The following is a 25278-nucleotide window of genomic DNA, read 5'->3' as shown; positions in this document are numbered from 1 at the left end:
CCGGCTCATGGCGCGGTGTCCTCGGCGAGGACCCGCGCCATCGTGCGTTCCGCGAGCGCGGTGATGGTGACGAACGGGTTCACCCCGATCGAGCCCGGCACGAGCGAGCCGTCGGTCACGTACAGCTTCGAATACCCCTTCACCCGGCCGTAGTTGTCGGTCGCCTTGCCGAGCACGCAGCCGCCCAGCGGGTGGTAGCAGAAGTCGTCCGCGAACACCTTGCCGGACGAACCGAACAGGTCGTACCGGTAGATCGTCGCGTTCGCCGCGTTGATCCGGTCGAACAGTTTCTTCGCCATGGCGACGGAGACGGCGCTGTGGGCCGCGGTCCAGCCCAGTTTGACCCCGCCGCTCGCCGCGTCGTACGTGAACGACGCCCGCTGCGGGTTCTTGGTGATCGCCAGATAGAGGCTGACCCAGTGCTCCAGGCCCATCGGCAGCGGCGCGATCTCGGCGAACACCGGGTTGTCGGCGTTCGCCCAGTCGTCGATGCCCATGACCGGCATGGTCGACTGGTTGGCGCCGACGGTGTCCCACACGTGGTTGGCGCGGCCCAGCATCACGTTGCCGTTGGTCCCCCAGCCGGCCCCCACGCTCGCGTCGAGGGCGGGCAGAGCGCCCGTGTCCCGGGCGCGGACGAGGAGTTCGCTGGTGCCGAGGCTGCCGCCGCCGAGGAAGAGGTACGTGCAGCCGTACTCCTTGGTCTGGACGACGGCTCCGGTGGCGTCGATCCGGTCGGCGGTCAGGACGTACGTCCCGTCGGCGGCCCGGCGGATCGCCCGGACCCGTTCCATGGTGTTGATGGTGACGTTCCCGGTGCCGAGCGCGGAGGCCAGGTACGTCTGGTCGAGGCTGCGTTTGCCGTGGTTGTTGCCGTAGATGACCTCGCCGGCGAGCGCGGACCTGGTGGCGGTGCCGGCCGCCTCGCGCTGCATGTACCCGAAGTCGTAGACGTTCGGCACGAAGGTGGTCTTCAGGCCGGCGTTCTGGGCGTGCTTGCGGGAGACCCGCGTGAACCTGTACCACTCCGTCGACTCGAACCAGGCGGGGTCGACGGTGTTGACGCCGAGCATGGCCCGGGCCCGCGGGAAGTACGTGCCGTACATCTCGGCGGCGTCTACGCCCGGGAACTGCTCGCTGAAGTACGACTGGGGCGGGGTGACGGCCATCCCGCCGTTGACCAGGGAGCCACCGCCGACGCCCCGGCCCACGTAGACGGACATGTCGGCGTAGTGCACCCGGTCCAGGACGCCCGGATACGAGCTGATGTCCCGGTTGACGAGGTCCAGCCACAGGAAGGTGGCCAGCGGTGCCTCGGTACGGGTGCGGAACCACATGGACCGCTGGTCGGGGGCGCTGGTGGCGCAGAAGACCTTTCCGTCGGAGCCGGGGGTGTTCCACAGCCGGCCCATCTCCAGGACGAGGGTGCGGATGCCGGCCTGGCCGAGGCGGAGGGCGGCGACGGCCCCGCCGTAGCCCGAACCGACCACGATCGCGGGGGCGTTGTCGACGGCGGCGGGTTCGGCCGCCGAGGCGGACTGGAGGCCGATACGGGTGAGACCGGCCGCGGCGGCGGTCTGGAGGGCGACCATGCCCATGATTTGACGTCTCGTCAGCTGACGCTGCATCAGTTTTGCTGTCATGCGCGCAGCATGTGCGGATTTTCCGGTTCCGCCTAGGGGCTACGCCGTTTTTGCAGCGCACCAGGAGACAAGGCCGCGCAAACCCGACACCGACCCGAGGGACGCCCCCCGGGGGGGGCGCGGGATCCGCGCGGGAAACCACCACCGCCCCGCACCCTCTGACCACCAAAGACCCCACCCCCGTGGGCACTTCAGGGGCGCGGGGAACCGCGCGGCAACCCCACACGCCCCCGGCTACAGCAGTCGCTTCAGACGCTCCGCCAGCAGATCCCACCGCCACCTCTCCTCGACCCAGGCCCGCCCCCGCTCCCCCATGCTCCGGCGAAGCTCCGCGTCCGCGAGAAGCGCGGTGACGCGGTCGGCCGCCTCCCCGGCGGAGCCACCCCGTACGACCCAGCCGGTCTCACCGTCGAGCACGGCGTCGGGCGCGCCCCCGGAGTCACCCGCCACGACCGGCAGCCCGGTCGCCGACGCCTCCAGGTAGACGATCCCGAGGCCCTCGACGTCGAGCCCGCCCCGCCGGGTACGGCACGGCATCGCGAACACGTCGCCGGCGCCGTAGTGGGCGGGCAGCTCCGCCCAGGGCACCGCCCCGGTGAAGCGCACCGACCGGGCCACCCCGGTCGCCCGGGCCAGCTCGCGCAGGTCCTTCTCGTAGGGCCCGCCGCCGACGATCAGCAGGACGGCCTCCGGCTCGGCGGCCAGGATCCGCGGCATGGCCAGGATCAGCGTGTCCTGCCCCTTGCGCGGGACCAGCCGGGACACACACACGACCACGGGACGGTCGGTCAGCCCGAGCCGCGCCCGGACCTCGGCACCTCCCGAGCCGGGATGGAAGGTCTTCTCGTCGACCCCGGGCGGCAGTTGCGTCATCCGCGCGGCCGCCTCCGGGCTGAGCGCGGCGGCGATCCGCGAGCGTGTGTACTCCCCCAGGTAGGTGACCGTGTCCGTGGACTCCCCGATCCGGCGCAGCAGCTGCCGTGCGGCGGGCAGCTGGGCCCAGCCGGCCTCGTGGCCGTGGGTCGTGGCCACCAGCCGTTCGGCGCCGGCCCGGCGCAGCGCCGGCGCCATCAGGCCGAGGGGGGCCGCCGCCCCGAACCAGACCGAGGTGCAGCCGTGCTCGCGCAGCAGCCCGGCGGCCCGCCGGGTGACGACCGGCGTCGGCAGCAGCATCGTCGTACGGTCGCGGACGACGGTGAAGGGCTGCTCGGCGTCGAAGGCGGCGGTCGCCTCGGCGCCCTCCCGGCCGCGCTTCCAGGTGGAGGCGTACACGACGATCCGCTCGGGGTCGAGCCGTAGCGCCATGTTGTGCAGGAAGGCCTGGATGCCGCCGGGCCTGGGCGGGAAGTCGTTCGTGACGACGAGGGTCTTGTGCATCGCCGCCGACCCTACCGAACGGCCGCTCACAGCCGGCCCCGGCCGCCCGTGTGGCAGGCTCACAGCGGGGCGGGCCATCATGTTCTCCGGAAGGCGCGCAGCGAACGGGCAGGGGTTCACGTGAAGACGACGGTCGGGTGGCGGTCACTGGCCTGGCTGCTGGGGGCCTGGGGCGTGACCAGGCTGCTCCTGCTGCTGTTCGCCTTCCGGGTGTACGTCTTCCCCGGCCCGGACGTCACCAGCGACGTCTCCGTCATCTACCAGGGCTGGTACGACGTGCTGCGCACCGGCACCTTCCCGCTGGACGACGTGACCTGGCAGTACCCGCCCGCCGCCGCGCTCGCGATCCTCTCCCCCGGGCTGCTGCCGTTCCTCGGCTACACGCACGCCTTCTTCGTCCTGGCCTGCGTGGCCGACCTCGTCGTCCTCGCCCTGCTGCTGTACGCGGGTCTGCGCCCCGGCAAGTCGCTGCGCGGTGCCTGGGTGTGGGTGGTGGGCGTACCGCTGCTCGGGCCGACCGTCTACGCCCGCTACGACGTGATGGTCACCGCGGTGGCCGTCGCGGCGCTGCTCGCGTCCGCCCGGCACCCCCGGGTGGCGGGTGTGCTCGCGGGCTTCGGGGCGCTGCTGAAGGTGTGGCCGGTGCTCGTGCTGGTCGCCGCCCGCAAGCGGGGCGTGTGGAGCTCGGCGACGGCCACCGTGGCCGCGCTGGCGGCCCTGTTCTCGATCGCCATGCCCGGCGCCTTCGCCTTCCTGGCCTTCCAGCGCGGCCGCGGCACCGAGGTCGAGTCGCTGGGCTCCCTGGTCTTCCACGTGGCCCGGCACCACGGCTGGCACGGGCAGGTGCTGCTCAACTACGGCTCGGTCGAGTTCGTCGGCCCGTACGTGGACCTGGTGAGCACGGCCGCCCTGTTCCTCACCGGGATCGCCTTCGGCTGGCTGCTGCTGTGGCGGCTGATGGCCACCCGTTTCCAGGCGCACACGCTCGCGGACGCGGCCTTCGTGGCGGTGCTGATGTTCACCACCACGAGCCGGGTGATCAGCCCGCAGTACCTGGTGTGGCTGATCGGCCTGGCGGCCGTCTGCATGTGCTTCCGGGCCAGCCGGATGGGTGTGCCGGCCTGTCTGGTGCTGGCGGCGAGTCTGGTGACGGTGCTGGAGTTCCCGGTCTGGTTCGCGAACGTCGTGGCGAGCGACGCCCTCGGCGTGACCCTGCTGTTCGTGCGCGACGGCCTGCTGGTGCTCGCCACCCTCGCCGGGGCCCGCGCCCTGTGGCGCTCGACGGTCCCCCGCCCGGACCCGGCCCTCCTCCCGGCCCAGACGGCCCGCGCCGACGAGACCTCCGTCTCCCGCTGAACCCGCCCGGCGCCGGCCTGCCGCGGGAGCCCGGGCGACCGGGGCGACCGGGGAGGTGGAACGCGCCCGGCACACCGAGTCGCTGGTTCCGCCCCGGCCGGATCAGCCGGGCCCGCGGACCGGACCGGTCAGGCCGGCCGAACCCGCGGACAGGCGAGAGGCACCCGGTCAGGTCAGCTGAGCCCGCAGATAGGCCCGCCAGCGGTCGGTGAACCGCGCCGGGGTCGTGCCGAGGACCTTGTCCATGGCGTCCTCGACCGCCCCGGCCCGCCGGTCGTGTCCGCCCACGGCCCGGTAGAACGCGCGCAGGCGGGCGTCGCCCCAGTGCTCGGCGATGTACCGGCAGGCCATCCACCCGCCCTCGTAGGCCCGTGCCAGCCCGCTCGCGTCCCCGGTGAAGCCGAAGTCGCCGTCGGCCGGCAGCCCGGCGGGGACGTGGCCGCCGGTCACCGCCCGCCACAGCTCGGGCGCGGCCTCGGCCGGCGTGCGGCCGGTGCCCAGGTAGCCGATCCAGTCGGCGTACCCCTCGGACAGCCACAGCGGGGTGGCGGCGCTGGTGGCGGCGCGGGTGGCGACATGGGTGGTCTCGTGGGTGAGCACCACCTGCTTGCCGACGTCGCCCAGGACGCCGTACGCGTCCGGGTTGACGATGATCCGGTCCGCCGGTGCCCGGGCCGGGGCGCCCGTCTCACCGGTGGTGACGGCGGCGATCCCCCGGTAGGAGGAGGCGGGCGAGCCGAGCAGGCCGGCCATCCCGTCCAGCGACTTCGGCACGAGCACCACGACGTGCCGGCTCCAGCCCGTGCCCCAGGCCGCCGACACGGCCGGCACCGCGCGGTCGGCGAGCTCCGCGTACCGGTGCAGGGTCTCGCCGGTCTGCCCGACCCCCATCACCAGGCTGTGCGCGCCCCGCACGACGGCCACCTCGCCCTCGTCCCACAGCTGCTGCGCCGTCTTCCGGGCGGGCAGCTCCGCGTCGACGTACCAGTGCCCGCCCGCGTCCCGGCTCAGGTTCAGGGTCCGGCCGACGGTGACCGGGGCCGTGTCGTACCCCTCGACGCGATAGCCCAGCTCCGCGTCGGCGGTGGCCGTGGAGCCGCTGCGGTGCACGGCGGTCACCCGGTAGGACCAGGACGCCAGCGGCACCGCGCCGAGGTTCCCGAACCAGCTCAGCGCACCGGTCCGGACGAACGCGGCCGGGTCACGGTCGAGGACCGCGGCCGCACGCCGGTCCAGAACCCGCTGCACGTCGGCCTTCGCGCTGTCGGTCGCCGTCCGCCCGCCGCACCCGGCCAGGGAGACGAGCAGCAGACACAGCGCCACGAATCCCGATCCCGCCACCCGCCCTCGACCAGCCACTTCCCGATCGTACGGCCAGCGGGGGCGCCGGGTCAGACCCGCGTGACCGACGAGACAGGCATCATGCCGACCGGGTCGTAGCGCACCGGCGCGCCGGGGTAGGGCGCGTGGATCACCTGGCCGTCGCCCATGTACATCCCGACATGGCTGGCGTCGGACCGGTAGGTGACCAGGTCACCGGGCCGGGCCTCGGAGAGCGGGATCTGCCGGCCCGCGTGGCGCTGGGACTGCGAGGTGCGGGGCAGGGAGACACCGGCCTGCGCGTAGGACCACTGCATCAGGCCCGAGCAGTCGAAGCCGGAGGGGCCGGTCGCGCCCCAGACGTACGGCTTGCCGAGCGCGGAGCGGGCGGCGGCGACCGCGGCGGCCGCCCGGGCGGAGGACGCGCCCGCCCCGGTGGGGTCGGGCAGTTGGAAACGCCCCGAACGGGAGGCACGGTCGTAGGCCGCGCGCTCCGCGGACGGCAGGGAGTTGAGCAGCTGCCTGGCCCTGGCGAGCTTCTTCTCCACGGTCCGCCTGTGGGTGGCGACGGCCTCGCGGCCGCGCTCCAGTTCGGCGAGTTCGCCGGCCGCCTCCGCGCGCTCCTGGGCGAGTTCACGCATCGCCGCCTGGAGTTCCCTCAGTTGGCCGGCCTGGCGGGCGGTGATCCGGTCGAGCGTGGCGGCCCTGTCGAGATAGTCGTCCGGGTCGTCGGAGAACAGCAGCGCGAGCGAGGGGTCGAGGCCGCCGGAGCGGTACTGCGCTCCGGCGAGTGAACCGAGCGACTCCCGCATGGTGTTGACGCGTTCCTGCTGCCGGGCGATGTGGTCCTGCGCGTCGCTCACCCGCTCGCGCAGTGAGTCGGCCCGCTCGTCGGCCTTGTTGTAGGCCTCGGTGGCCTGCTCGGCCGCCTCGTAGAGGCGGTCCACCTCGGCACGGGTGTCGTCGTGCGGCGCGGCCGCCGCCGGCACGGCGCCGAGAGCGGCGGCCGCGGCGGACAGGACGCACAGGGCGGTGCCGGCGCCCCGGTTGAACCCGGACGGTACAAGGCGGCGATGGAACCCCACGGGAAGCCGCGCTCCTTCCGCTGGCGGACACGGACTGCTTCCCGGTGCCGGAGCGGCGCTCCGGTGTGGGGAAACGCGGCAGACAGTAGCCCCGCCACCGGGCGGTCACCAACGACCCGCGCGGGCACACAACGTGACACCCCGCCTATGACGCAGGTCATGGGCGGGGCGTGGGGTCAGCGGCGGTGACAGCAATTCGCCCGTTCGGGCGGGAGCCGGAGTCAGATACGGACGCCGAACTGGAACGGCATGTTGCCGATCGACTCGTAGCGCACGACGGTGCCGGTGCGGGGGGCGTGCAGCACCTGGCCGTTGCCGGCGTAGAGGCCGACGTGGTGCATGTCGCCGTAGAAGATGACCAGGTCGCCGACCTTGAGGTCGCTCTGGTTGTAGATGCGCGTACCGGCGTTGGCCTGGGCCTGCGAGGTGCGCGGGATGGTGACGCCGGCCTGGGCGTAGGCCCAGGAGGTGAAGCCCGAGCAGTCGAAGGAGGAGGGGCCGGACGCGCCGTAGACGTACGGCGTGCCGATCTTGCTCTGTCCGGCGGCGAAGGCCGCGGCGGCCCGGTTGGAGGCGGAACCGTCGTTGCCGAGGTCGACCCGCTCGGTGGCGGAGCGGCTGGCACGGGCGTCCGCGGCGTTGAGTGCCGCCTGCTCCGCGGCCGTCAGGGTGTTGAGCAGCTTGCGCGCGTCGGCGAGCTTGGTCTGGACTTCCTGCTTCTTCTTGCCCAGTTCCGTGCGGGTGGAGGCGAGGTCCTTGAGCTTGTCGGAGGCCTCGGCGCGCTCCTGCGCGAGTTCGCGCTGCTTCCCCTGGATCTTCTTCAGCGCCTCGACCTGCTGGCCGCTCAACTGGTCGAGCGTGGAGGCCTTGTCGAGGTAGTCGTCCGGGTCGGCCGACAGGAACAGCTGGACGGAGGAGTCTATGGAGCCGGTGCGGTACTGGGCGGCGGCCGCCAGGCCGATGCTGTCGCGCAGCTCGTTGAGCTCTTCCTGGCCGCGGGCGACGTTGTCCTGGATGGTGGAGATCTCCTTCTGGAGCTTCTCCTGCTTCTCCTGGGCCCCGTTGTACTTCTCGGTGGCCTGCTCCGCCTCTTCGTAGAGCTTGTCGACCTTGGCCTTGACGTCGCCCTTGCTCGGCTTCTCGCTCGGCGCCGCGTTGGCGGCGTTGGCGCTGAGGACGACGGCCGCTGCGGCGGCGGTGGTGAGCACGGTCACACGGGTGCGGCTCGGCTGCTTGGGTCGACGGTGGGACGCCACGAAGGCGAGCTCCTTCTTCCTCCAGCCGCCTACCGAGACGCCGGCGGGCGGTGCCCCTCCGCCGTCACTCCCAATGAGTGATCACCCGAGCGGGGGTTCGAGCCCAGACCCTAGTGACCTTCTTGTGATCAGTTCAAATCCTCACGTGAAAAATGTTTGTCACAGTCTGCAATCTTCACAAACAACTCACGTGCAGTGATGCACATCTGACACTACGTTGCGTGCAGGTACTGTCAATTCGGTCATTGCCGCCGTACGTTGCGGTTGGGATCTAAGCGACGCACGGGATCTACGGGGCAGTTCGGCCCACGCGACCCCCGGGCCGTCTCAGACCCTGGAGAACCGCTTCAGAAGCACCGCGGAGGCGACCGGCCGGGCCCCCGCCCGCGCCACCCCGTCGGCCACCTCGCGGTCGGTGGAGACCACGATGACCGGACGCCCGGGCGGCTCCGCGCGCACCAGCTGACGGATCAACTCGTCGGCCGTCACACCGGGTTTGGAGAACAGCACCCGCACCCCGCGCGGTGGCGCGAGCAGCACCGGCGCGAGCAGCTCGGCCCCGTCGAAGACACAGGTCGCCTCGGCCCCCGTCTGCGCGGCGAGCTGCGAGAGCTGCCCGAGCAGCCGCAACCGCTGCTTCTCCAGCGGCATTTGGGGATAGCCTGTCTTGGTGACGTTGTAGCCGTCGACCACGAGATGCGCCTGCGGCAGCGCGAGCAACTGGTCGAGGATCGCGGGGTCGTTCTCGGACAGAGCGCGCGCGGCGATGTCCTTCGGGGTCATTCGTCCCGGTTCGACCGCGTCGACGGTCTCCGCCGGCCGTACGGACACGGGCGGCAGCGCCAGTTCGCGCCGCAGCCCCTGGGCCGCGTCGAGCACGGTGTCGAGCAGCAGCCGCACCCGCATGTCCTCGACGCTGCGCCCCTCCCGGGCCGCCCGGCGGGTGGCCTCCAGGGCCGCCTCGGCCTCGCCGAGCCGCGCCTTGAGCCGCCGGCTCTCGCTCTCGGCGGCGGACACCTGGGCCTGCCCCTCGGCGCGGGCCGTCTCGGTCTCGCTCTGGAGCTTGCGCAGGGCCGCCTCGCCGCGCTTGACGTCGCTGAGGGCCGCGCGCAGCTTGCGGTGAAGCGCTTCCGTCTCCTTCTTCGCCGTGTCCAGCTCGGTCCGCAGCCGCTCGGTGTCGGCCCGGGTCTGCTCACGGGCCTGGGCGAGCTCCTCGCGCAGCCGCGCCAGCTCCGCCCGGCTCTCCTCGCCGGCCCGCTCGGCGTCCGCCCGCAGGGCCTCCTCGCCGGCCGCGGTCACCAGCTTCACCCAGCCGGTGGGGCGCAGCACGTAGGCCGCGGCCGCCACGTCCAGCGGGTGCGCGGCCGGCGGCGGCGCACCGGAGTCCAGAGCCGCGGACAGCTCCGGCTGGATCTCCCGGAACTTCTCCCCGATGCGCTGCCGGAACAGCGGATCGGTCTCCAGGGCGGCCGCCATCGCGTTCCCGGCGAACTTGGCCCGCCGGTTGGGGGCGAACCGGGCGTACTGTCTGAGCTGTGCGGGCAGTTCGCCGACGGTCAGGCCGCCGAAGCCGTCCGACACGATCTGCACGACCCTGCGGCGCACGCCGTCGGGCAGCGGACGGTCGAGCACCTCGGCGGCGCCGTCGCCCGGCTCCCCGCCCGTGGTCTCCACCATCCGTCAACCCCAATACCTGTGCGGGGCCCGCTCCCGTCAGGAGCCGGCACCCGGCCTGTCCACGAGTTCCACCTGATCCACCGCGTTGCACCAGCGGCACCGCACCGACTCGATGGTCTCACTGAGCGTCTCGCGCTCCTCGACCTTCGGCTCACCCGCGAGGTCGAGGTGGACGTACTCGACGACCTTCGACGAGCGCGTCACGTCGAAGCGGGTGAGGTTGCCGCAGAGGGTGCAACGCCACCGGGTGGCGTCGGTCGGCAGGGGAACCGTCATCGTGGGCGTCCGCTTTCCTTCTAGTGTCCGTGACGCGCCGGATTCCCCGGTGCGTGTGGCTCGTAACCCTACGGCCTGGCAGGGACCCGCCGCCCGCCCGTCCACGGCGGCGAGGCGGTCTGTGCGGTTCGGTCCGCTTACGTCATGCTCTGTGCTCATGATCGGCAACTGGAGCACGGCGGTCGGCAGGACGGTCGGCAGGGTCCGGACGTCGCCCGCACCGGTGACGTACGGCCTGATCGGCGCCTGCTGCCTGCTGTTCGCGATGGGCCCGGCCTCCGGCCTCGACCCCGCGTACGGCTCCGGCGACGGGCTGCTCGCCGCGCAGCGGGCCTACTTCCACCGCTGGGGCGTGGTCCCCGCAGAACTGTTCGAGGGCTCCCCCCGGGCCGCCCTCACCCCCGCCACGGCCCTGTTCGTGCACGGCAGCTGGGTGCACCTGCTGGGCAACATGCTGTTCCTGCACGTCTTCGGCGCGCTGACCGAGGAACGCATGGGCCGGCTCCGCTTCGCCCTCTTCTACCTCGGCTGCGGCTGCCTGGCGCTGCTGGGCTACGCGGCCGCCAACGCCGGCTCCACCCAGTCCCTGGTCGGCGCCTCCGGGGCGATCTCCGCCGTCCTCGGGGCGTGTCTGTACCTGTTCCCCGGAGCGCGGGTGACCAGCCTCCTGCCGTTCCTGTTCTTCCTGCCGCTGCGCTTCCCCGCCTGGGTCGTGCTGCCCTTCTGGGCGGCCCTGCAGTGGCTGGCGGCCGGGCGGGCGTCCCAGGGGCCCGGCGTCGCCTATCTGGCGCACCTGGTGGGGTTCACGGCGGGCTTCGGCTACGCGTGGGTGTGCTTCGGCCGTACCACTAGAGTGAACTCCGCCCCAGCTCCGGCCCCCGAGGGAGAGAACCAGCCGTGATCACCGCGATCGTCCTCATCAAGACAAGCGTGGACCGGATTCCCGAGATCGCGGAGTCGATCGCCGCCCTGGAGTCCGTCAGCGAGGTCTTCTCGGTCACCGGCACCTATGACCTGATCGCCATGGTCCGGGTCGCGCGGCACGAGGACCTCGCGGAGGTCATCCCCGGGCGCATCAGCAAGATCCCCGGGGTGGAGGGCACGGACACGCACGTCGCGTTCCGCACCTACTCGCAGCACGACCTGGAGGCGGCGTTCGCGATCGGGCTGGACTCCTGACCGCCTGAACCCCGCCTCCGGGCACCGCCGAGCGGGGCCTCACACCGCCGGGACGCAGCGACCGCCCTCGGTGCGGTACTGCCACCGGGCGCCGTCACGCACGAGTTCCCGTACGGCGCCCACGAAGCGCTCCACGTGTTCGTCGGGGGTGCCCGCGCCGAAGCTCACCCGGATCGCGTTGAGGGACTTCTCGCCCGGCGCCGCCTCGGGGGCACCGCACTCGCCCTGGGTCCCGGGTTCGCCGCCCAGCAGGGTGCGGACCAGGGGGTGGGCGCAGAAGAGGCCGTCGCGGACGCCGATGCCGTACTCGGCGGAGAGCGCCGCGGCGAAGTGCGAGCTGTTCCAGCCCTCGACGACGAACGAGATCACGCCGACGCGCGGGGCGTCGTCCCCGAAGAGCGACAGCACCCGCACCTCCGGCACCTCGGCGAGGCCCGCGCGGACGGTGTCGATCAGCTGCCGCTCCCGGGCGACCAGGTTGTCGAAGCCGGCCTCGGTGAGGGCCTTGCAGGCGGAGGCGATGGAGTACACGCCGATGACGTTGGGCGAGCCGGCCTCGTGGCGGGCGGCGGTGTCGTGCCACTCGACGTCCACTCCCCCGTCCTCGCGCCGCGTGACCTTGCGGCTGGCGCCGCCGCCGGCGAGGTACGGATCGGCCTCCCGCAGCCAGTCGGCGCGGCCGGCCAGCACGCCGGAGCCGAAGGGCGCGTACAGCTTGTGCCCGGAGAAGGCGACCCAGTCGACGTCCAGCTCCCGCACCGACACCGGGTGGTGCGGGGCCAGCTGGGCGGCGTCCAGGACGATCCGGGCGCCGTGGGCGTGCGCGGCGGCCGCCAGCTCCCGTACGGGCCACAGCTCGCCGGTGACGTTCGAGGCGCCGGTGACGCAGACCAGGGCCGGACCGTGCGGGTCACGGCCGGCGAGGGCGCGCTCCAGGGTCTCGACGGCCTGGCGCGGGGTGCGCGGGGCGTCGAGGTAGGTGACCCGGGCGTCCTTCCAGGGCAGCAGCGAGGCGTGGTGCTCGGTCTCGAAGACGAAGACCTGGCAGCCGGCCGGCAGCGCGGCGGCCAGCAGGTTGAGGGAGTCGGTGGTGGAGCGGGTGAAGACCAGCTGGTCGTCGCCGCGGCAGTCGAGGAACTCCGCGACCGTCCGGCGGGCGTTCTCGAACAGGTCGGTCGAGAGCTGCGAGAGGTATCCGGCACCGCGGTGCACGCTGCCGTAGTACGGGGCGTACGCGGCGACGTCGTCCCAGACCCGCTGGAGGGCGGGGGCGCTGGCCGCGTAGTCGAGCGCGGCGTAGGTGACCTCGCCGCCCGTGACGAGCGGGACGGTGACGTCCGCGCCCAGAACGGGCAGCGGGGCACAAAGCGACCGGGCGGCGGCAGCGGTGGAGACAGACATGGGGGAACTCCCGTGAGAAGCGGCGGAATCACGCGCGGGCGGACACGGCCCGGCGCGGGAAAGGCTGGAGAAGAGGGGATGCGGAGGCGGGGCTCTGCGGCCCTATCGCATTCGCTTGCTCACGGAGGACTCCCTCGAGACCAGGACCCCTGGGCTTCGTCCACTCGAACGAGTGGGAGGGGTCCGCGCTTGCCGCAGACCTCGCTGCCTGCGGCCTGGTCTTCACCCGGGGCACCCCGCCACGGACGGAGGGTTGCCGGACAGTCGGCCGGGGCCTCATGACTGTCACTCATGACCTGCCGGACATCCTGCCACACGGCTCCGTACGCGCAAGGCGCGGTCCGGATCGTGGACCGCGCCCCGCGTCACACCGTGCCGTCGTCAGGCGTTGCTGACCGCCACCCAGCGCTCCAGCGTCCGCCGGGCCGCACCGGAGTCGATCGACTCGGCGGCCTTCGCCATGCCGTCCCGGATCTGCTCGGCCAGCGGCCCGTTGCCGGGCTCCAGGGCGACCAGCGCGGCCGCCGAGTTCAGCAGGACGGCGTCCCGTACCGGCCCCGTCTCCCCGTCGAGCACCCGCCGGGCGACCTCCGCGTTGAACGAGGCGTCGGCGCCCCGCAGGGCCTCCACCGGCACCAGGTCGAGGCCGACGTCCCGGGGATCGAAGGGCTCCTCGGTGACCTTGCCGTCCCGCACGACCCACACCCGGGAGGTCGCGGTGGTCGTCAGCTCGTCCAGGCCGTCGTCGCCCCGGAACACCAGCGAGGAGTTGCCGCGCTCGGCGAAGACCCCGGCGACGATCGGCGCCATCCGCAGGTCGGCGACCCCGACCGCCTGTGCCCTGACCTTGGCCGGGTTGGTCAGCGGACCGAGGAAGTTGAAGGTCGTCCGGATGCCCAGCTGACCGCGCGCGGCGGCCACATGGCGCAGCGCCGGGTGGAACTTCACGGCGAAGCAGAAGGTGATCCCGGCCTCCTCGGCCACCTCCGCGACGCGCTTCGGCGTCAGTTCCAGATTGACGCCGAGCTTCTCCAGGACGTCCGAGGCGCCGGAGGCGGAGGAGGCGGCCCGGTTGCCGTGCTTGACGACCTTCGCGCCGGCGCCGGCCACGACGATCGAGGACATCGTGGAGATGTTCACCGTCCGGGCGCCGTCGCCGCCGGTGCCGACGATGTCGACGGTCGCGCCCGGCACCTCGATGACGTTCGCGTGCTCGTACATCGTCCGGACCAGCCCGGTGATCTCCTCGACGGTCTCGCCCTTGGCCCGCAGCGCCACCGCGAAGCCCGCGATCTGGGCGTCGGTCGCCTCGCCCCGCAGGATGCGGTCCATCGCCCAGGCCGTGGCCTCGGCGCTCTGGTCCCGGCCGTAGAGCAGGGCGTCCAGTACCTGGGGCCAGGAACGGCCCGCCGCGGTGTCGCCTCCAGCGGGGGTCACAGCGCTCATCAGCCGCTCCTGGGTCGGTCCCGTACCTCGGGACGCGGATCTCAACGGGACCACCCTATCCAGCCCGGACCACGGCGAAGGGCCCCCGTCCGAACACCGGACGGGGGCCCTTCGGCTGTGGCGTGCGCAGCGATCAGTGGTGGCCGTGGCCGCTCGTGATCTCCTTGTACTCCTCGACGGTGGGCTTGGGGATCTGGGACTCGTCGCCGTAGTACGCCTCGCTCAGCTTGGCGCGCAGCCTCTCGGGTCCCTTCACCTTGCGCTCGACGCCGTTCCCGTCGACCGTCGGGCCGATCTCGGCCGGCTTGTACTGCTCGTGCGCGGTGAGGGTGTGCAGCTGCTCCTGGCTGAGCGGCTCGTGCACCTCGATGAACTCACCGTGCGGCAGGCGCTTGATGATGCCCGACTCGCGGCCGTGCAGCACCTTGTCCTTGTCGCGGCGCTGGAGGCCGAGACAGACGCGCTTGGTGATGACGAACGCGATGACCGGCGCCACGAAGAACGCGACCCGGACGAACCAGGTGATGGCGTTGATCGACAGGTGGAAGTGGGTGGCGATGATGTCGTTGCCACCACCGATCAGCAGGACGAAGTACCAGGTCATCCAGGCCACACCGAACGCCGTCCGGGTGGGGACGTTGCGCGGGCGGTCCAGGATGTGGTGCTCGCGCTTGTCGCCGGTGACCCAGGACTCGATGAACGGGTACACCGCGATCGCGACCAGGACCAGCGGGAAGATCACCAGCGGGATGAACACGCCCAGCACGAGCGTGTGACCCCAGAGGTTGATCTCCCAGCCCGGCATCACACGGATCAGGCCCTCGGAGAAGCCCATGTACCAGTCGGGCTGGGCGCCCGTGGAGACCATGTCCGGCCGGTAGGGGCCCATGGCCCAGATCGGGTTGATCGAGGCGATCGCCGCGATGGCCGCGATGACACCGAAGACCAGGAAGAAGAAGCCTCCGGCCTTGGCCATGTAGACCGGCAGCAGCGGCATGCCGACGACGTTGTTGTTCGTCTTTCCGGGACCCGCGAACTGCGTGTGCTTGTGATAGAAGACCAGGATCAGGTGGCCGACCACCAGGCCGAGCATGATGCCCGGCAGCAGCAGGATGTGGATCGAGTAGAAGCGGGCCACGAAGTCGCCGCCCGGGAACTCGCCGCCGAAGAGGAAGAACGAGAGGTACGTGCCGACGATCGGCACGGACAGGATCGCGCCCTCCATGAAGCGGACACCGGTGCCGGAGAGCAGGTCGTCCGGGAGCGAGTAGCCGGTGAAGCCGGTGAACATGCCCAGGACGAACAGCAGGAAGCCGAACAGCCAGTTGACCTCACGCGGCTTGCGGAACGCGCCCGTGAAGAACACGCGCATCATGTGCACGAACATGCCGGCGAGGAAGACCAGCGCCGCCCAGTGGTGGATCTGCCGGATCAGCAGACCACCGCGCACATCGAAGGAGATGTGCATGGTCGAGTTGAACGCCTCGGACATCAGCTGTCCCTGCAGCGGGACGTAGCTGCCGTGGTACTCCACCTCGTTCATCGACGGGTGGAAGAACAGCGTCAGGTACACACCCGTGAGGATGATGATGATGAAGCTGTAGAGGCAGACCTCGCCCAGCATGAACGACCAGTGGTCGGGGAAGATCTTGCGCATGTTGGACTTGGCCAGGGAGTAGATCCCGAGCCGTCCGTCCGCCCAGTCGGCCACCCGCTCGCCGGCCGGTGCCCTGTCGCGCGAGCCGCTCGCCGAGCCGGTCGTGGCGGAGGGATTCGTGTTGCCGGGTGTAGTACTCATCCGCGCTCCCAGAAAGCAGGACCGACAGGCTCCTCGAAGTCGCCGAGCGCCTCGAGGTAGCCCTGGTCGTTCACGCCGATACGCAGCTGCGGCAGGGCGTGACCGGCGGGACCGAAGATCACCCGGGCACCGTCGGACAGGTCGAAGGTGGACTGGTGGCAGGGGCACAGGACGTGGTGCGTCTGCTGCTCGTACAGGGAGATCGGGCAGCCCACGTGGGTGCAGATCTTCGAGTACGCGACGATGCCCTCGTGCGACCACTCGAGCTCGCGCTTGTCCTTGATGTTGTCCGGCTGCAGCCGGACGATCATCACGGCCGCCTTGGCGATCTCGGTCTGGAAATCCTCGGCGTCCTCCTCCAGGCCCTCGGGCTTGACGAAGGTGAGCGAGCCGGTCACCACGTCGGAGGCGCGCAGCGGCTCGTTCGTGTTCATGTTGACGAGCAGCTTGCCCTTGGACCACAGGGTGTGGCGGAGCTTGGTGCCCGGCAGCGTGCCGAGGTCGCGCAGCAGCATGACGCCGGAGAGCGGGAACAGGGTCAGCGCACCGAACATCGTGTTGCGGATCAGCTTGCGACGGCCGAGCGCGGACTCCTTGGCACCCTGCTTGAAGTCGGCCAGGACCTTGGCCTTGACCTCCGGGGGCGCCTCGATCGGGTGACGCTCGTCGGCGATCTCCATGTCGGACATCAGGGTGCGGGCCCAGTGGACCGCGCCCGCGCCGATGGTGAACAGGGCGAGCCCCAGGGTCAGGCCCAGCGCGAAGTTCAGCGCGCTGACCCGGCCGATCGGGAAGACGTAGATCGCCCTGTCGGCCGGGATCGCCACGTAGGAGACGATGAAGCCGACCGTCGCCAGCATCGACAGCGTGAACAGGAACGCGACCACACGCTCGGACCGCTTGGCGGCCCGCTCGTCGATGTCCTGCACCCGGTGCTCGTGGGGCGGCAGACCGGGGTCGGCGAACGGGTTGCGGTCGTCCGCGACGGCCACCGCGCCGTGCCCGTGGTCGTGGGCGGCCTGCTCAGCGGGCAGGTTCTCTTCTGGAATGTCTTGGCTACTCATGACTTCTTGGCCTTTGCGGTCCGAGCGGCGACCCAGACGGCGACCGCGATCAGCGCGCCGAGTCCGAAGACCCAACCGAACAGACCCTCGGTGACCGGACCGAGTCCACCCAGCTCAAGACCGCCGGGGCTCTCGGTGTTGTCACCGTTGACCTGGTTCAGGTACGCGATGATGTCCTTCTTGTTCTGCTCCGACAGCGTGGTGTCGGGGAAGGAAGGCATGTTCTGCGGGCCGGTCTGCATGGCCTCGTAGATGTGCTTCGGGTCGACTCCGTCGAGGTCCGGTGCGAACTTGCCGTGCGTCAGCGCGCCGCCCTTGCCGGTGAAGTTGTGGCACTGGGCGCAGTTGGTGCGGAACAGCTCGCCGCCCTTGGCGACGTCGGCTCCGTCGGGGCCGAACTGCGCCTTGGTCGGAACGGACGGACCGGCACCCAGCGACGCGATGTACGCGGCCAGCTGGTCGATCTCGGCCTGCGAGTAGATGACCTTCTTCTTCGGGATCTGCGCGCCGGGCTGCTGGGCCGGCATACGGCCGGTGCCGACCTGGAAGTCGACGGCCGCGGCGCCCACACCCACGAGGCTCGGACCGTCAGAGGTGCCCTGACCGCCGGTGCCGTGGCAGCTGGCGCAGCCGACCGAATAGAGCTTCTTGCCCTCCTCGATGGTGAGGGACTGGGCTGTCTCGTCGGCCTGCGCCTTGCTCGCGGGTGCGAACGCGGCGTACAGCCCCCCGGTGCATGCCAGCGCGAGGAGTAGGACGACGAGCGCCGCCAGCGGATGGCGTCGTCGTGCGGAGAGCTTTTTCACGGATTACCCCGGTGTCAGGATCTTCTGCGTCGATGCTTCTGGATAAGTGCGGGTACGGCCGCGACTACTTGATCAGGTAGATCGTGGCGAAGAGGCCGATCCAGACGACGTCGACGAAGTGCCAGTAGTAGGACACGACGATCGCGGCGGTCGCCTGCTCGTGGGTGAACCTCTTGGCCGCGTAGGTGCGTCCGAGGACGAACAGGAAGGCGATGAGGCCGCCCGTCACGTGCAGGCCGTGGAAGCCGGTGGTCAGGTAGAACACCGAGCCGTACGGATCGGAGGAGAGCGAGAGCCCGTCCTTCTTCACCAGCTCCGTGTACTCGAAGATCTGACCGCCGATGAAGATGGCGCCCATCACGAAGGTGACGATGAACCAGCCCCGGAGCCTCTTCACGTCACCGCGCTCGGCGGCGAACACGCCGAGCTGGCAGGTGAGTGAGGAGAGCACCAGCACCGTGGTGTTCACCGACGAGAAGGGGACGTTGAGAGAGTCCGCCATCTCCTTCCAGTGATCGGGCCCCGTCACCGATCGCAGGGTGAAGTACATCGCGAAGAGGGCCGCGAAGAACATCAGCTCGGAACTCAGCCAGATGATGGTTCCGACGCTGGTGAGGTTCGGCCGGTTGACCGACGGGTGCGCGTGCCCGGTATCTACTGTCGTTGCTGTCGCCACGCCGACATTATGTCGGTCCCTTATCCCGCCCTCACTCCGGGGGGTGCCGTTCGGAGTGTCCGCAGCGTGTGCAGTGCCCGTATGGCCCACCGAAGGGGTGTCCGAACCGGTGTTGGCGGGGTGGGTGAGGGAGTAGCATCCGCCGCATCGGTTCTGTCCGTACGACGCTGACGTCCCGGAGGAAACATGCGGCCGACCGCCACGGTGCTGGTCTACAGCGACAACTCCACCACCCGTGAACAAGTGCGGCTCGCCACCGGGCGGCGGCCCGCCCCCGACGCTCCCGCGGTGGAGTTCGTGGAGTGCGCGACGCAGGCCGCCGTCGTCAAGGAACTCGACAAGGGCGGCATCGACGTCTGCGTGCTGGACGGCGAGGCCGCGCCGATGGGCGGCATGGGCCTGTGCCGGCAGCTCAAGGACGAGATCTTCCGCTGCCCGCCCGTGCTGTTGCTCATCGGCCGGCCGCAGGACGCCTGGCTGGCCACCTGGAGCCGGGCGGACGCCGCGGTGACGCTGCCGGTGGACCCGGTGGAGTTCGCGGGCGCCCTGGCCTCCCTGTTGCGGCAGCAGCGCGCTCTGAGCGCCTGAGCACCCGCTCGGGCCTCGCCCCCGAGGTCCGTGGCCCCTGACACCGCTCAGACGCTCTGTGGCCTCAGCCGGGCCCGCTCCGCCGCGCTCGGCGCGTCGGGCGTGCCGGCGACCAGGGAACTGCCGGTGCGCCACTTCTTCCAGTCCAGGTTCCAGTCCCCGAAGCCGTTGCCGAACGGCTCCATGGTGTCGCCGTCGGAGTTGACGACCTGGACCACGTCGCCCTCGCGGACGTGGTCGAAGAACCACTCGGCGTTGCCGGTGCTCATCCCGGTGCAGCCGTGGCTGACGTTGGCGTAGCCCTGGGAGCCGACGGACCAGGGGGCGGCGTGCACGTACTCGCCGCTCCAGGTGACCCGGGTGGCGTAGTAGACCGGCAGGTCGTAGGAGTCGGCGGAGCCCTCGGCGATACCGACGGTGGTACCGCGCATCCGTACGAAGTACTCCTTGCCCAGGACGACCTTGACGCCGTTGCGGGTGTCGAAGCCGGGCTTGCCCGTGGTGACCGGGATCTCGTTGATCACTTCGTTGTTCTTGTAGAACGTCATGGAGTGCGCCGAGGCGTCCGTGACGGCGATGACCCGGTCGCCCGTGGTGAGCTTCACGGGCTTGGCCGGACCGCCCCGCAGGCGGTCGCTGATCTTCACCCCGTCCAGGTCGCTGTGCACCTGGACGGTGGCGTGGGCGGGCCAGTACTCCTTCGGCCGGTAGTGCAGCGTCTTGTCGTCCACCCAGTGCCACGCGCCCTGCACGGCGGGGGTGGAGTCCACCCTGAGGGCGCGCTCGACTATCGCGCGCTGCGCCTTGTCCCTGACCGGTTTGCTCAGTTCGGCGGTGACCGGCTGGCCGACGCCGTAGGTGCCGGACTTGGGGCCGAACGTCACGGTCAGCCGCTTGCTGGTGGTGGGCTTGCTGGTGTCGAAGGTGAGGACCTTGCGGCCGGGCGCCCCGTCCTCGTCCTCGGTGCTGACGCGCACGGTGTAGTGGGCGTCGGCGGCCAGCGGAGAGGTGCTGTGCCAGCGGCTGCCGTCGGCGGAGAGTTCGCCGACGACGTAGCGGCCGGTCGCGTCCACGGCCGTGACGTCCGTGAGGCGCCCGTCGGAGTCGTCGGCGGTGACCTCCAGGGGCTTGTCCGGGTCGGCCTTCCTGCCGTCGCCCGTGAGGCCGTTGAAGGAGATCTGGTCCGCCGCGTCGTACGGGGTCGCGGACAGCGGGTTGCCGTCGCTGCCGCAGGCGGTGACGGCCACGCCGAGGGCGAGGGCCAGCACCGTGCAGCCGAGGACGGTGCGGGTGCGCGGGCGTGCCGGGGTCGAGAGGCGGAGCACGTGGGGGCCCGTAGGGCTGAGCACGGCCGGCCTCTCGGCACCGGCTGTCGCGCCTTGGGAGGTGTCAGAGTGGCTCATGAGCCCAACGTAGGAAGCCTCGTCAACGGCGGCGCGCTGGGTGACACGGACGGGGGACGCGCATTGCGGCAAAAGCAGGAGCCCGGACCCTCCTGACGGAGTGTCCGGGCTCCTGGGGCGCCAGGCGCGTGCTACTGGGTGCGGCTCTCACCGCGGTAGTACTCGAAGACCCAGCCCCACAGCCCGATCATGACCAGCGGCGCCGAGAAGAACAGCAGCCACCAGCCGATCGCGATCGACAGGAAGGCGAGGGCTCCGCCGACGGCCAGGGACAGCGGCTGCCAGCTGTGCGGGCTGAAGAACCCGACCTCGCCGGCGTCGTCCGCGACGTCCGCCTCCTTGTTGTCCTGGGCGCCCGCGTCGACCCGCCGGGCCGTGAATCCCAGGTAGAAGCCGATCATGACGCACAGGCCGAAGGCCAGGAAGAGGGCCGTGGTACCGGCCGGCTCCTTCGACCACACGCCGTAGACGATCGCCATGACGAGCACGAAAGCGCTCAGCCAGATGAACATCCATCCCTGGATTTTCACTTGCCGGCCTCCTTGCCGCCGGAGAGGGCCTTCTCACCGTGACCGACGTTCTCGAGCTGGTCGAGAGCGGCGATCTCGGGGTGGTGCAGGTCGAACGCCGGGGATTCACTGCGGATCCGCGGCAGGGTGAGGAAGTTGTGCCGCGGGGGCGGGCAGGAGGTCGCCCACTCCAGCGAGCGGCCGTAGCCCCACGGGTCGTCGACGCCGACCGGCTTGCCGTACTTGGCCGTCTTCCACACGTTGTAGAGGAACGGCAGGATCGACAGGCCGAGCAGGAACGAGCTGATCGTCGAGATCGTGTTCAGGGCGGTGAAGCCGTCGGCCGCGAGGTAGTCCGCGTACCGGCGGGGCATGCCCTCGGCGCCGAGCCAGTGCTGGACCAGGAAGGTGCCGTGGAAGCCGATGAACAGCGTCCAGAAGGTGATCTTGCCGAGGCGCTCGTCGAGCATCTTGCCGGTCATCTTCGGCCACCAGAAGTGGAAGCCGGAGAACATTGCGAAGACGACGGTGCCGAAGACGACGTAGTGGAAGTGCGCCACCACGAAGTAGGAGTCGGACACGTGGAAGTCCATCGGCGGCGAGGCCAGGATGACACCGGTCAGACCACCGAAGGTGAAGGTGATCAGGAAGCCGGTCGCCCAGAGCATCGGGGTCTCGAAACTCAGTGACCCCTTCCACATGGTGCCGATCCAGTTGAAGAACTTCACGCCCGTCGGGACCGCGATGAGGAACGTCATGAAGGAGAAGAACGGCAGCAGCACACCGCCGGTGACGTACATGTGGTGGGCCCACACGGTCACGGACAGGCCGGCGATGGAGATGGTCGCGGCGATCAGGCCCATGTAGCCGAACATCGGCTTGCGGGAGAACACCGGGATCACTTCGGAGATGATGCCGAAGAACGGCAGGGCGATGATGTACACCTCCGGATGGCCGAAGAACCAGAAGAGGTGTTGCCACAGCAACGCTCCGCCGTTGGCCGCGTCGAAGACGTGAGCGCCGAACTTCCGATCCGCCTCCAGCGCGAACAGCGCGGCGGCGAGCACGGGGAAGGCGAGCAGGACCAGGACCGCGGTCAGCAGCACGTTCCAGACGAAGATCGGCATGCGGAACATCGTCATGCCGGGCGCGCGCATGCAGATGATCGTGGTGATGAAGTTGACCGCGCCGAGGATGGTGCCGAAGCCGGAGAACGCCAGACCCATGATCCACAGGTCGGCGCCGATGCCCGGCGAGCGGACCGCGTCCGACAGCGGGGAGTAGGCGAACCAGCCGAAGTCGGCCGCGCCCGACGGGGTGAGGAAGCCGCCGACCGCGATGGTCGAGCCGAACAGGTACAGCCAGTAGGCGAACATGTTCAGCCGCGGGAACGCCACGTCCGGCGCGCCGATCTGCAGCGGCATGATCCAGTTGGTGAAACCGGCGAACAGCGGCGTCGCGAACATCAGCAGCATGATCGTGCCGTGCATCGTGAACGCCTGGTTGAACTGCTCGTTCGACATGATCTGCAGACCCGGCCGGGCCAGCTCGGCGCGCATGAACAGCGCCATCACGCCACCGATGCAGAAGAACGCGAACGACGTGACCAGGTACAGCGTGCCGATCGTCTTGTGGTCGGTGGTCGTCAGCCACTTGATGACGATCTCGCCGCGCCTCTGGCGCCGGACCGGCAGCTCGTCCGCGTAGTGGGACCCTGCGGCCGCGGCACCCTGGGGTTCGTTGAGGATGCTCACAGGTTGTTCGTCTCCCGGTTCTTCTCGTGGCTCGTCTGCGCGATGCCGGCGGGAATGTAACCGGTCTGCCCCTTCTTGGCGAGGTCCTTCAGGTGCTGCTGGTAGCGCTCGGGGGAGACGACCTTCACGTTGAACAGCATCCGGGAGTGGTCGACGCCGCAGAGCTCGGCGCACTTGCCCAGGAAGGTGCCCTCCCTGTTGGGGGTCACCTGGAAGGAGTTGGTGTGGCCCGGGATGACGTCCTGCTTCATCAGGAACGGCACCACCCAGAAGGAGTGGATGACGTCACGCGAGGTGAGGACGAAGCGGACCGTCTGACCCTTGGGCAGCCACAGGGTGGGACCGGGGTTGTGGGTCTGCGGGTTCCGCGTGCCGGGAGTGCCGACGTCGTAGACACCGCCGGCGTTCGCCGGGAACGCGTCCTTGAACCGGCTCGGAATCGCGGCCAGGTTCTTGTCGGTCTTCGCGTCACCGGTGGAACCCGCGACGGGCTCGACGTAGTTGAAGCCCCAGCTCCACTGGAAGCCGACGACGTTGATGGTGACGTCGGGCTTCTTGTCGAGGCTGAGGAGCTTCGACTCGTCACGAGCCGTGAAGTAGAACAGCACCGAGACGATGATCAGCGGGACCACCGTGTACAGCGCCTCGATCGGCATGTTGTACCGGGTCTGTGGGGGAACTTCGACCTTGGTGCGGCTGCGCCGGTGGAACATGGCGCTCCACAGGATCAGGCCCCACACCAGCACGCCCACGGCGAGCGCGGCCGCCCAGGAGCCCTGCCACAGGGAGAGGATCCGCGGAGCCTCTTCCGTGGTCGGGGTGGGCATACCAAGGCGGGGGAAGTCCTTGTATGTGCAACCGGTCGCGGTCGCCAGGACCAGGCCCGCGGTCAGTGCCTGCAGCAGCTTCCGCCGCATCGGGCGCCGCGGCGAGCGGTCGGAGCCGTTGGGACTCACGTAGCGCCTTCCCGAGAGTCTCGCCCGCGCTGTACGGCTGCGGCCTTCTCGCTGGTCGGTCGCCGCCCTGCGTCGGGCAGGGGTTTGGATGTTTATGCGGACCAAACCCTACTGGACGCGTTTTGGGGTCGCGCGGGGAGGGGGGGCAACGCGCCGCACATGGCTCACCGGGTCACGCCGACGGGTCGGGCTGGGCGGCCACGGGCCGATTCTGACGGTGGGTCCGGGGCGCCCGGCGGGCCCGGTCGTACGGCGGTCGCGGCGCCGTCGCGGCTGGTCGCCCGGCTCCCGCGCTTCGGCGGAAGGGCCGGAAGTCCTACCGTTGCGGTGTGTCCTACTTCGACGCGGCCTCCGCCGCTCCCCTCCATCCCGTGGCCCGCCAGGCCCTGCTGGCCTCCCTCGACGAGGGCTGGGCCGACCCCGCGCGGCTCTACCGCGAGGGCCGGCGGGCCCGGTTGCTGCTGGACGCGGCGCGGGAGGCGGCGGCCGAGGCGGTGGGGTGCCGGCCGGACGAACTGGCCTTCACCTCCTCCGGCACCCGCGCGGTGCACTCCGGGATCGCCGGGGTGCTGGCGGGCCGGCGCCGCGTCGGGCGTCACCTGATCGTGTCAGCGGTCGAACACTCCTCGGTCCTGCATTCGGCGGAGGTGTTCGAGGCGGACGGCGGATCGGTGACGGAGGTACCGGTCACGCGTTCGGGCGCGGTGACCGCCGAGTCGTACGAGAGGGCTCTGCGCGCCGACACCGCGCTGGCCTGTCTCCAGTCGGCCAACCACGAGGTGGGCACCGAGCAGCCGGTGGCGGCCGTCGCCGAGGTGTGCCGGCGGACGGGCGTGCCGCTGCTGGTGGACGCGGCCCAGTCGCTGGGCTGGGCGCCGGTGGAGGGCGACTGGTCCCTGCTGACGGCGAGCGCGCACAAATGGGGCGGCCCCTCGGGTGTCGGGCTGCTCGTCGTGCGCAAGGGGGTGCGGTTCGCGCCCCAGGGGCCCGTGGACGAACGGGAGTCGGGGCGGGCGGCCGGGTTCGAGAACATCCCGGCCGTGGTGGCCGCGGCGGCCTCGCTGCGCGCGGTACGCGCCGAGGCGGCCCTGGAGGCGGCCCGGCTGCGGGAACTGACGGAGCGGATCCGGGTACGGGTGGCACGGTCGGTGCCGGACGTGGAGGTGGTCGGCGACCCCGAGCGCCGGCTGCCCGGGATCGTCACCTTCTCCTGTCTCTACGTCGACGGCGAGACCCTGCTGCACGAGCTGGACCGCGCCGGGTTCTCCGTCTCGTCGGGTTCGTCCTGCACGAGCAGCACGCTGACGCCCAGCCATGTGCTGAAGGCGATGGGCGTGCTGAGCGAGGGGAACGTCCGCGTGTCGCTGCCGCCCGGGACCCCGGCGCAGGAGGTCGACCGGTTCCTGGACGTGCTGCCTGGGGCGGTCGCCGCGGTGCGCGAGCGACTGGGGGCGGCGGCCCCGCAGACGGTGGTGCGGGACGACGTCCTGGTCGTCGACGCCGTCGGCAGGCGATGCCCGATCCCGGTGATCGAACTGGCGAAGGTCATCGGGGACGTGCCGGTGGGCGGGCGGGTCCGCGTCCTGTCCGACGACGAGGCGGCCCGGCTGGACATCCCGGCCTGGTGCCAGATGCGGGGACAGGAGTACGTCGGCGAGGAGCCGGCGGACCAGGGCTCGGCCTACGTGGTCCGCCGGCTCGCGTGAGC

Annotated in this window: 22 protein-coding genes and 1 riboswitch; of the genes, 5 read left to right on the top strand and 17 right to left on the bottom strand. The window is 70.8% G+C overall.

Annotated features, from left to right (window positions below):
• Positions 1-5 precede the first annotated feature (5 nt).
• Positions 6-1643: a GMC oxidoreductase gene (locus tag AC07AZ_RS10260; RefSeq protein ID WP_478845807.1), complete on the bottom strand. Its 1638-nt coding sequence runs from the start codon at positions 1641-1643 to the stop codon at positions 6-8.
• Between the two features lie 234 nt (positions 1644-1877).
• Positions 1878-3020: a glycosyltransferase family 4 protein gene (locus AC07AZ_RS10255; RefSeq protein ID WP_478845805.1), complete on the bottom strand. Its 1143-nt coding sequence runs from the start codon at positions 3018-3020 to the stop codon at positions 1878-1880.
• 120 nt (positions 3021-3140) lie between these two features.
• On the opposite strand from AC07AZ_RS10255, the gene AC07AZ_RS10250 reads away from it, so the two are divergent.
• Entirely contained in the window at positions 3141-4376 is a 1236-nt protein-coding gene (locus AC07AZ_RS10250) for a glycosyltransferase 87 family protein (protein ID WP_478845803.1), read from the top strand.
• A gap of 168 nt (positions 4377-4544) precedes the next feature.
• Here AC07AZ_RS10250 and AC07AZ_RS10245 read toward each other — a convergent pair whose 3' ends face one another.
• The 5 genes from AC07AZ_RS10245 to AC07AZ_RS10225 form a co-directional block, all read right to left on the bottom strand.
• Positions 4545-5735, bottom strand: a complete 1191-nt coding sequence (locus AC07AZ_RS10245; RefSeq protein ID WP_478845801.1) for a hypothetical protein — start codon at positions 5733-5735, stop codon at positions 4545-4547.
• Positions 5736-5767: 32 nt separating this feature from the next.
• On the bottom strand, positions 5768-6781 hold the full coding sequence (locus tag AC07AZ_RS10240) for a C40 family peptidase (protein WP_478845799.1): 1014 nt from the start codon (positions 6779-6781) through the stop codon (positions 5768-5770).
• 221 nt (positions 6782-7002) lie between these two features.
• On the bottom strand, positions 7003-8037 hold the full coding sequence (locus AC07AZ_RS10235) for a C40 family peptidase (protein ID WP_478845797.1): 1035 nt from the start codon (positions 8035-8037) through the stop codon (positions 7003-7005).
• A gap of 327 nt (positions 8038-8364) precedes the next feature.
• On the bottom strand, positions 8365-9714 hold the full coding sequence (locus AC07AZ_RS10230; RefSeq protein WP_478845795.1) for an NYN domain-containing protein: 1350 nt from the start codon (positions 9712-9714) through the stop codon (positions 8365-8367).
• 36 nt (positions 9715-9750) lie between these two features.
• Positions 9751-9990, bottom strand: coding sequence for a hypothetical protein (locus AC07AZ_RS10225; RefSeq protein ID WP_356046383.1), 240 nt, complete (start codon positions 9988-9990; stop codon positions 9751-9753).
• 157 nt (positions 9991-10147) lie between these two features.
• Between AC07AZ_RS10225 and AC07AZ_RS10220 the strand changes: the two genes are divergently transcribed.
• Both AC07AZ_RS10220 and AC07AZ_RS10215 read left to right on the top strand, forming a co-directional pair.
• Entirely contained in the window at positions 10148-10891 is a 744-nt protein-coding gene (locus AC07AZ_RS10220) for a rhomboid family intramembrane serine protease (protein WP_478845793.1), read from the top strand.
• On the top strand, positions 10888-11169 hold the full coding sequence (locus AC07AZ_RS10215) for an Lrp/AsnC family transcriptional regulator (protein WP_356046387.1): 282 nt from the start codon (positions 10888-10890) through the stop codon (positions 11167-11169). The genes AC07AZ_RS10220 and AC07AZ_RS10215 overlap by 4 nt, the downstream gene beginning before the upstream one ends.
• A gap of 39 nt (positions 11170-11208) precedes the next feature.
• Here the strand turns inward: AC07AZ_RS10215 and AC07AZ_RS10210 are convergent, their stop codons facing one another.
• The 6 genes from AC07AZ_RS10210 to ctaE all read right to left on the bottom strand — a co-directional run bounded on the left by AC07AZ_RS10210 (position 11209) and on the right by ctaE (position 18360).
• Positions 11209-12570: an aminotransferase class V-fold PLP-dependent enzyme gene (locus AC07AZ_RS10210; protein ID WP_478845790.1), complete on the bottom strand. Its 1362-nt coding sequence runs from the start codon at positions 12568-12570 to the stop codon at positions 11209-11211.
• Between the two features lie 180 nt (positions 12571-12750).
• Positions 12751-12867: riboswitch (SAM riboswitch) on the bottom strand.
• Positions 12868-12951: 84 nt separating this feature from the next.
• Complete coding sequence (gene trpD, locus AC07AZ_RS10205; RefSeq protein WP_478845788.1) at positions 12952-14016, bottom strand: anthranilate phosphoribosyltransferase; 1065 nt, start codon at positions 14014-14016, stop codon at positions 12952-12954.
• Positions 14017-14149: 133 nt separating this feature from the next.
• On the bottom strand, positions 14150-15814 hold the full coding sequence (gene qcrB / locus AC07AZ_RS10200) for a cytochrome bc1 complex cytochrome b subunit (RefSeq protein WP_478845786.1): 1665 nt from the start codon (positions 15812-15814) through the stop codon (positions 14150-14152).
• A complete protein-coding gene (qcrA, locus tag AC07AZ_RS10195; RefSeq protein WP_478845784.1) occupies positions 15811-16878 on the bottom strand; it encodes a cytochrome bc1 complex Rieske iron-sulfur subunit in 1068 nt (355 codons plus the stop codon). Before qcrA ends, qcrB begins: the two co-directional genes overlap by 4 nt.
• Entirely contained in the window at positions 16875-17684 is an 810-nt protein-coding gene (gene qcrC / locus AC07AZ_RS10190; RefSeq protein ID WP_478845782.1) for a cytochrome bc1 complex diheme cytochrome c subunit, read from the bottom strand. Before qcrC ends, qcrA begins: the two co-directional genes overlap by 4 nt.
• A 64-nt stretch (positions 17685-17748) precedes the next feature.
• Positions 17749-18360 carry an aa3-type cytochrome oxidase subunit III gene (gene ctaE / locus AC07AZ_RS10185; RefSeq protein ID WP_356046399.1) on the bottom strand — a complete coding sequence of 204 codons (612 nt, stop codon included), beginning with the start codon at positions 18358-18360 and terminating at the stop codon, positions 17749-17751.
• 186 nt (positions 18361-18546) lie between these two features.
• Here ctaE and AC07AZ_RS10180 point away from each other — a divergent pair, with 186 nt between their 5' ends.
• Positions 18547-18948, top strand: coding sequence for a response regulator (locus AC07AZ_RS10180; protein WP_478845779.1), 402 nt, complete (start codon positions 18547-18549; stop codon positions 18946-18948).
• Between the two features lie 47 nt (positions 18949-18995).
• Here AC07AZ_RS10180 and AC07AZ_RS10175 read toward each other — a convergent pair whose 3' ends face one another.
• From AC07AZ_RS10175 to ctaC, 4 genes are all read right to left on the bottom strand, one after another.
• On the bottom strand, positions 18996-20273 hold the full coding sequence (locus tag AC07AZ_RS10175; protein WP_478845777.1) for a L,D-transpeptidase: 1278 nt from the start codon (positions 20271-20273) through the stop codon (positions 18996-18998).
• Positions 20274-20482: 209 nt separating this feature from the next.
• On the bottom strand, positions 20483-20881 hold the full coding sequence (locus AC07AZ_RS10170) for a cytochrome c oxidase subunit 4 (protein ID WP_478845775.1): 399 nt from the start codon (positions 20879-20881) through the stop codon (positions 20483-20485).
• Positions 20878-22614, bottom strand: coding sequence for an aa3-type cytochrome oxidase subunit I (gene ctaD / locus AC07AZ_RS10165; protein WP_478845773.1), 1737 nt, complete (start codon positions 22612-22614; stop codon positions 20878-20880). Before ctaD ends, AC07AZ_RS10170 begins: the two co-directional genes overlap by 4 nt.
• Positions 22611-23570, bottom strand: coding sequence for an aa3-type cytochrome oxidase subunit II (gene ctaC / locus AC07AZ_RS10160; protein ID WP_478845771.1), 960 nt, complete (start codon positions 23568-23570; stop codon positions 22611-22613). Before ctaC ends, ctaD begins: the two co-directional genes overlap by 4 nt.
• Positions 23571-23899: 329 nt before the next feature.
• Here ctaC and AC07AZ_RS10155 point away from each other — a divergent pair, with 329 nt between their 5' ends.
• Positions 23900-25276 (top strand): aminotransferase class V-fold PLP-dependent enzyme, encoded by a 1377-nt coding sequence (locus tag AC07AZ_RS10155; RefSeq protein ID WP_478845769.1) that lies wholly within the window; start codon positions 23900-23902, stop codon positions 25274-25276.
• The last annotated feature ends 2 nt before the right edge of the window (positions 25277-25278 follow it).

Source organism: Streptomyces sp. NPDC043878 (assembly GCF_056435735.1).
The sequence above is the reverse complement of the archived record's forward strand: the minus strand, read 5'-3'. Positions and strand labels throughout refer to the sequence as shown.

Bases quoted from the DNA above. Each gene is read 5' to 3' on its own strand.
- AC07AZ_RS10230 (WP_478845795.1), bottom strand. From the start codon at position 9,714: ATGGTGGAGACCACGGGCGGGGAGCCGGGCGACGGCGCCGCCGAGGTG.
- AC07AZ_RS10225 (WP_356046383.1), bottom strand. From the start codon at position 9,990: ATGACGGTTCCCCTGCCGACCGACGCCACCCGGTGGCGTTGCACCCTC.
- AC07AZ_RS10260 (WP_478845807.1), bottom strand. From the start codon at position 1,643: ATGACAGCAAAACTGATGCAGCGTCAGCTGACGAGACGTCAAATCATG.
- AC07AZ_RS10220 (WP_478845793.1), top strand. From the start codon at position 10,148: ATGATCGGCAACTGGAGCACGGCGGTCGGCAGGACGGTCGGCAGGGTC.
- AC07AZ_RS10180 (WP_478845779.1), top strand. From the start codon at position 18,547: ATGCGGCCGACCGCCACGGTGCTGGTCTACAGCGACAACTCCACCACC.
- qcrB (WP_478845786.1), bottom strand. From the start codon at position 15,814: ATGAGTACTACACCCGGCAACACGAATCCCTCCGCCACGACCGGCTCG.
- AC07AZ_RS10210 (WP_478845790.1), bottom strand. From the start codon at position 12,570: ATGTCTGTCTCCACCGCTGCCGCCGCCCGGTCGCTTTGTGCCCCGCTG.
- AC07AZ_RS10255 (WP_478845805.1), bottom strand. From the start codon at position 3,020: ATGCACAAGACCCTCGTCGTCACGAACGACTTCCCGCCCAGGCCCGGC.
- trpD (WP_478845788.1), bottom strand. From the start codon at position 14,016: ATGAGCGCTGTGACCCCCGCTGGAGGCGACACCGCGGCGGGCCGTTCC.
- qcrA (WP_478845784.1), bottom strand. From the start codon at position 16,878: ATGAGTAGCCAAGACATTCCAGAAGAGAACCTGCCCGCTGAGCAGGCC.